Source organism: Nocardioides sp. (assembly GCF_050699375.1).
GTDB lineage: Bacteria > Actinomycetota > Actinomycetes > Propionibacteriales > Nocardioidaceae > Nocardioides.
On sequence record NZ_JBOHDN010000224.1, the window covers coordinates 1 to 6,037 of the forward strand.

At 63.7% G+C, this 6,037-nt stretch carries 5 protein-coding genes; 4 read left to right on the forward strand and 1 reads right to left on the reverse strand.

Annotated features, from left to right (window positions below; translation table 11 throughout):
* Positions 1 to 387: 387 nt before the first annotated feature.
* The 3 genes from ACRDPS_RS16290 to ACRDPS_RS16300 all read left to right on the forward strand — a co-directional run bounded on the left by ACRDPS_RS16290 (position 388) and on the right by ACRDPS_RS16300 (position 4,520).
* Positions 388 to 2,163 (forward strand): type I restriction-modification system subunit M, encoded by a 1,776-nt coding sequence (locus tag ACRDPS_RS16290; protein ID WP_431502703.1) that lies wholly within the window; start codon positions 388 to 390, stop codon positions 2,161 to 2,163.
* A gap of 227 nt (positions 2,164 to 2,390) precedes the next feature.
* A complete protein-coding gene (locus tag ACRDPS_RS16295) occupies positions 2,391 to 3,407 on the forward strand; it encodes a restriction endonuclease subunit S (RefSeq protein WP_431502704.1) in 1,017 nt (338 codons plus the stop codon).
* A 210-nt stretch (positions 3,408 to 3,617) separates the two neighbouring features.
* Positions 3,618 to 4,520: a 1-aminocyclopropane-1-carboxylate deaminase/D-cysteine desulfhydrase gene (locus ACRDPS_RS16300; RefSeq protein ID WP_431502705.1), complete on the forward strand. Its 903-nt coding sequence runs from the start codon at positions 3,618 to 3,620 to the stop codon at positions 4,518 to 4,520.
* 3 nt (positions 4,521 to 4,523) lie between these two features.
* Here the strand turns inward: ACRDPS_RS16300 and ACRDPS_RS16305 are convergent, their stop codons facing one another.
* Entirely contained in the window at positions 4,524 to 5,255 is a 732-nt protein-coding gene (locus ACRDPS_RS16305) for a hypothetical protein (RefSeq protein WP_431502706.1), read from the reverse strand.
* Between the two features lie 548 nt (positions 5,256 to 5,803).
* On the opposite strand from ACRDPS_RS16305, the gene ACRDPS_RS16310 reads away from it, so the two are divergent.
* On the forward strand, positions 5,804 to 6,037 hold a 234-nt coding region (locus ACRDPS_RS16310), incomplete at its 3' end, for a hypothetical protein (RefSeq protein ID WP_431502707.1).

Consider the following 6,037-nt stretch of genomic DNA (forward strand, 5'->3'; position numbering starts at 1 on the left):
CATCGCAGTCCACCTGAGCCGGTCTCGGGTGAATCGTGGGACCTCTTGGAAACCGAGGAGCATGTGTGCGGCCGTGGGCCGCTCGGCGAGGTCTGAGAGGAGGATCCCCCGGCGCTGTCCCAGGGGGTTACGGGACTTCGCTTTGCGTCCTCAATATTGGGGTTGGCGGCAGCAGTGCCCCGCGATGCGCCGGTGTCCCCTGGGGTGCGTTCCGCCCGATTGCGTCGCATTCATGCATCATTCAGATCGGTGACGTAGACGTTGCACCCACACTTCGACTGACGCCCGCCGCTTCGGGAGACTCGCCGAGTTGCCCCTTCGCGCCCGCCCTTAGCGTCGTTGCGCGAGGATGGGTGCAATCAGATCCAGCAAGGAGTCTTCCCCGCAGTGAGCAAGCTCGGCAGTTTCATCTGGTCCATCGCGGACCAGCTTCGTGGCCCCTACCGGCCCAACCAGTACGGCACCGTGATCCTGCCGTTGACCATCCTGAGGCGGCTCGACTGCATCCTCGAGCCAGACCGCGAGACCGTGCGTGAGCTCGCCGCGAAGTTCGACAACCCGAACCGGCTCAAGATCGAGGTCAAGAAGGCGACCGGGCGGACGTTCTACAACACCTCCAACTTCTCTTTCTCCAATCTGCTGGCCGACGCCGACGGCCTGGCCGACAACCTGACCGACTACATCGACCGGTTCTCCCCTGACGTCGACGTGTTCGAGTACTTCGACTTCAAGAAGGAGATCCTGGCTCTCGAGAAGGCTGGGCTCCTGCGCGAGGTGGTCTCGTCGTTCAAGGCCGTCGACCTCCACCCGAACGTGGTCTCCAACTCGGACATGGGCGATGCGTTCGAATACATCATCCGCAAGTTCAACGAGGCCGCCAACGAGACCTCCGGTGACCACTACACCCCACGCGACGCGATCCGCCTCCTGGTCGACCTGCTCTTCGCCGAGAAGGACTCCGACCTCACCGAAGAAGGCATCATCCGTACGCTCTACGACCCCACCGCCGGCACCGGCGGCATGCTCTCGCTCGCCGAAGAGCACCTGCTGGAGCAGAATCCAGACGCCAACCTCACGCTCTACGGCCAGGAGTACAACCCCCAGTCGTACGCCATCTGCAAGTCGGACCTCCTCGCCAAGGGCCACGACGCGACGAACATCGCCTTCGGCAACACGCTGACCGAGCCGGCGTTCCCGGACAAGAAGTTTGACTTCTCGATGTCGAATCCGCCCTACGGTGTCGACTGGAAGCAGTACGCCAAGGCGGTCAAGGACGAGCGTGACCAGGCCGGTCCGTACGGCCGCTTCGCCCCCGGTCTGCCGGCCACCTCCGATGGCCAGATGCTGTTCCTGCTCCACCTCGCTCACCGGATGCGCGAGCCCGAGAACGGCGGCGGCCGCGTCGGCATCGTCATGAACGGCTCGCCGCTCTTCAACGGCGCCGCCGGATCCGGTCCGTCCGAGATCCGCCGCTGGCTCCTGGAGAACGACCTTGTCGAGGCGATCGTTGCGCTGCCTACTGGCATGTTCTTCAACACCGGCATCGCTACCTACATCTGGATCCTCCACAACGCCAAGATCTCCGAGCGCCGGGGCAAGGTCCAACTGATCGACGGCGCCTCTTTCAGCACGAAGATGCGCAAGAGCCTCGGCTCGAAGCGCAAGGAGATCAGCGACGCCAACCGCCGCGAGGTTCTGAAGCTGTACACCGCCTTCGAGGACGCCGACCCCGATCTGTCCAAGGTGCTTCGCAACGAGGAGTTCGGCTACTGGACCATCACGGTCGAGCGGCCCTTGCTGGACGAGTCTGGAGAGCCCGTACGCGACCGCAAGGGCAACTCCAAGCCCGACGCCAAGAAGCGTGACACCGAAAACATCCCCTTCACCTACGGGGCGTCCCCGCTGGTCGAGCTTGTCGAGACCACACGCGATGAAACGATCACCGCCTACTTCGACGTCGAGGTCAAGCCCCACGTCGAGGGCGCCTGGATCGACCACGCCAAGACCAAGGTCGGCTACGAGATTCCCTTCACCAGGCACTTCTACAAGTACGTCCCACCCCGCCCCCTCGCCGAGATCGACGCCGACCTAGAGAAGCAGGTCGCCAAGATCTTTCAGTTGCTCCGCGAGGTCGAGGACTCAGGTCGAGGGTGCGTCGAGTGAGCGGCGCTGTACCCCGCCAGCACATGCGGCTACGGAGGGTGATCACGGAGTTGCGGCAGGGTTGGAGTCCCAACTGTGAATCCTGGCCAGCCGACGGCATCGTCGATTGGGCAGTGTTGAAGGTCGGGTGCTCGAACACCGGAGTCTTTGAACCATCCGAGAACAAGCGACTACCTGACACCGAGGTCCCTCGGCCCGAGTTGGCAGTGCGGCAGAACGAGATCGTCATGTCCCGCGCTAACACGAAAGAACTCGTAGGGGCGGCAAGTGTCGTCCTCGATCGATACCCGCGCCTCATGCTCAGTGACCTGACGTACGGCATCACATTGACGGAAGTGGCACTACCAAAGTTCGTTGTGCACGTCTTGTCCAGCGGCCCCGTTCGGGCGCAGATCATGGCCGCCGCGAAGGGCAGTAGCCCATCTATGCAAAAGGTCTCACAGCGAGACATTCACGAGTTGGAGATTGCGCTGCCTCCGGTTGAGGAGCAGCATGCCATCGCTGCCTACATCGACCGTGAGACGGCCGGCATCGACACCCTCATCGAGGAACAACAGCGCCTGATTGAGATGCTCCGCGAGCGTCGGCAGGCCGTGGTTGACGACGCGACCGCGGGCCTGGGTGAGACTGCGGTTCCGCTTAGGCGTGCATTGGTCTTCCTGACTAGCGGGTCGCGTGGTTGGGGTGATTACTACGCTGACGATGGTGAGCGATTCCTGCGGATTGGCAACCTACCGCGCACTGACCTCACGGTTCGCGGTGAGATCCAGTTCGTCGACCTGCCCGACGACGTCATCGAAGGATCACGCACCAGGCTTCGTGAAGGCGATCTCCTCTTCTCCATCACGGCATACCTTGGCTCGGTAGCCGTGGTGGACGACGATGACTGGGTCGATGGATATGTGAGTCAACACGTTGCCTTGTGTCGCCTGGATCGCGAGCGCCTCGATCCGAGATTCGTCGGGTGGGTGATGCTCTCGACTGATGGCCAACATCAGTTGAAGCAAGGAGCAGCGGGCGGCACCAAGGTGCAATTGGCGCTCGACGACATTCGCAGCCTCGTTGCCCCGATGCCACCGCTGGACGAGCAGCGGAGGATCACGGCATACCTCGAGGAGCAGACCACGAGGATCGATCAACTCGTCGCGGAGACGGAGCGATTCATCGAGCTCTCGAAGGAGCGCCGGGCGGCGCTGATCACGGCGGCGGTGACGGGGCAGATCGACGTACGAGAGACCGCCTGATGCTGTTGGCCTTCGTCGACGAGTCGGGTCGTGGCGACTTCCATGGCTCCGCGGCGGTGCTATCGGCCGAACTGCCGGTGGGGTGGCCGTGACGCACAACAGTCCAGCATGGGGCGGAGCTGAAGGCCATGCGGGCGGCATTTCTGCGGCCTGCACGGCCAACTCAGCACGCGCTCGCGCGCTCGAATTTCACAGTCGGAGTTAGATCACGTGGACGATGGTCTGGCCCTTGACCTTCGGCTTCCGTCTCCGATCGATGAGATCGAGGACGAACGCAGTCATCGCGCGGGCGTACGGGTGCTTCTCAAGCGTGACGATCTGATCCAGCCGGAGGTTTCGGGCAACAAGTGGCGCAAGCTGAAGTACAACATCGAAGCGGCCCGGCGACGCGGGGCGCGGACGTTGCTGACCTTCGGCGGCGCGTACTCCAACCACATCATCGCGACCGCAGTGGTGGGTGCTCGGCTCGGGTTCGAGACGATCGGCGTGATCCGGGGCGAGGAGCATGTCCCGCTGAACCCGCATCTTCAGTTCGCGGTGTCGCGAGGCATGCGCCTGTCGTACCTCGATCGATCGACCTACCGGGAGAAGACGTCCGCGGCGGTGATCGATGCGTTGCGCGAGGGGTTCGGCGACTTCTATCTGATCCCCGAGGGTGGCAGCAACGCAGAGGCGGTTCGCGGCTGTGCGGAGTTGGCGGCGGAGATCGATCCGTCGGTCGACGTCGTGTTCTGTGCTGTCGGGACCGGTGGCACCCTGGCCGGTCTTGCCGGAGGCATGGGCGCTGACCAGTCCGTCATCGGCGTGCCGGTGCTCAAGGGCGGCGGATTCCTCGAGGATGACATCGTTCGGCTTCAGGAGCAGGTCTATGGCGAGCGGGCAGGCTCTTGGCGGCTGGTGCTGGACTACCACTTCGGGGGATATGCAAAGCGACCACCAGAGTTGGATGCGTTCATCGACGACTTCCAGCAACGCCACGGCCTCCGGCTCGACTGGGTGTACGAAGCGAAGATGATGTTCGCGATGTTCGATCTGATCGAGCGCGACGAGTTTCCACGCGGCACCACGATCGTGGCGGTGATCAGCGGCTCCGGCGGAGTTCCAGGAGCCTGATCGTCAGTCGTCCGTCCAGTCGAGGTGCCAGTCGCCCGAGTTGACGACGAAGTCCTTGCCGAAGCCCAGCCACCGACCCCGCATGGCGCGGGCGTGTGGGCTCACGACCAACTGGATCGTGCCGTGGTAGACCGCTCCGCGGTAGTAGCCCTCGGGCGCCGTTCGCTCTGTCCACGTCCCGGTGGCGATCGCACCGTTGACCGCCATGTCCAAGGTGAGGCGGGAGTCGTTTCCATCGTTCGGCTCCGCAGTGCCGCGAAGCCTGCCGCTCGCATGGTGAAGCCGGACGACGTGATCGCTGTGCAGGGTCGTCTGCCGGCTGTCGGAGAAGTAGCTGTAGCGCGACTGCCACAGCCCATTGAGGTCGCCGATCACGTTACGTGCCGAGTCCAGGTGTGAGTAGTCGGCGAGTTCGCCCACCAGATCGGCGACGGAGCACTCGTAGAGCTCAGCCAAGCGGCCGAGGATGTCGAGCGAAGGGGCGTAACCCGTGCGACTCGGCCATTGCTCCCAGTACGAGAAGTTCTTGAACGTCTTCGGGTCGTCCGGCCAGCGGCGTGTCCACTCATCAGCTGCATCCCGCTGGCTCCAGTCACGGGCAGCGCGGAACGCGACCCGGGGATTCAGCCCGTATCGATCGGCGAAGGCATCAGCGACCTCGACCCAGGTCGCCCCTTGCGCCCGCAACTCCTTCGACCACTCCCGTCGCAACTTGCGCTGGCTGTGCGGCTTCAACCTGATCGAGCCCGAGTTCGTGGTCACAGCGTCATGCTGTCACAACCTCCCTGTTCAACAGGGAGATCTGAGGCGAATTATCACTGATCGTCTCGGTGGATCGTGGATGTCATCGGCGGCAGATTTGAGCCAACCCGGAGCACGGGCAGAAGGGATGTCCGTCCGTGCTCCGGGAGCCAAGACGCCTAGCGACGGGAAGCAGTATGACGACCGATGAGATCACCGACAGGGCACGCGAGCTCATCATGGAACTCCTAGCGGATGGGGAGTGGCACAGCCACCGCAGTCTGGTCAGCGACCTCATCCGCACGCCTCTGAGCGAGTACGCAATCAGGAGTGGGCTCAGGGCGATGCGAACCGATCCGCTGATCGAGGCGGACAATCGCCGACTGTCGTATCGCCACAGTCCAGCATGGTGGTTTCGGATAGCCGTCCACCCCCGCTCGTTGCGTTGAGCGGCCGAGCGCGGCCTCGCGCCCTGCTCCGCGGAGGCGCAACGTGCGTCGTTGGCAAGCGGAGCGGCGCGAGTGGTGGAAGACTGCGTCACCGTGGCAGACCACAACGAGATCGTGTTCGAATCCGAGATCTGTGAGCACTTGGCGGCGAGCGGATGGCTCTACTCGGAGGGCGACTCGGGGTACGACCGCGAGCGGGGACTGTTTCCCGAGGACCTGATCGTGTGGCTGGGCGACACCCAGGGTGCGGCGTACCAGAAGGCCGTGAAGGCGGCAGGGAGTCAGGCGAAGTTCCTCGACGTGCTCGTCGATGCGCTGAGCCGGCCG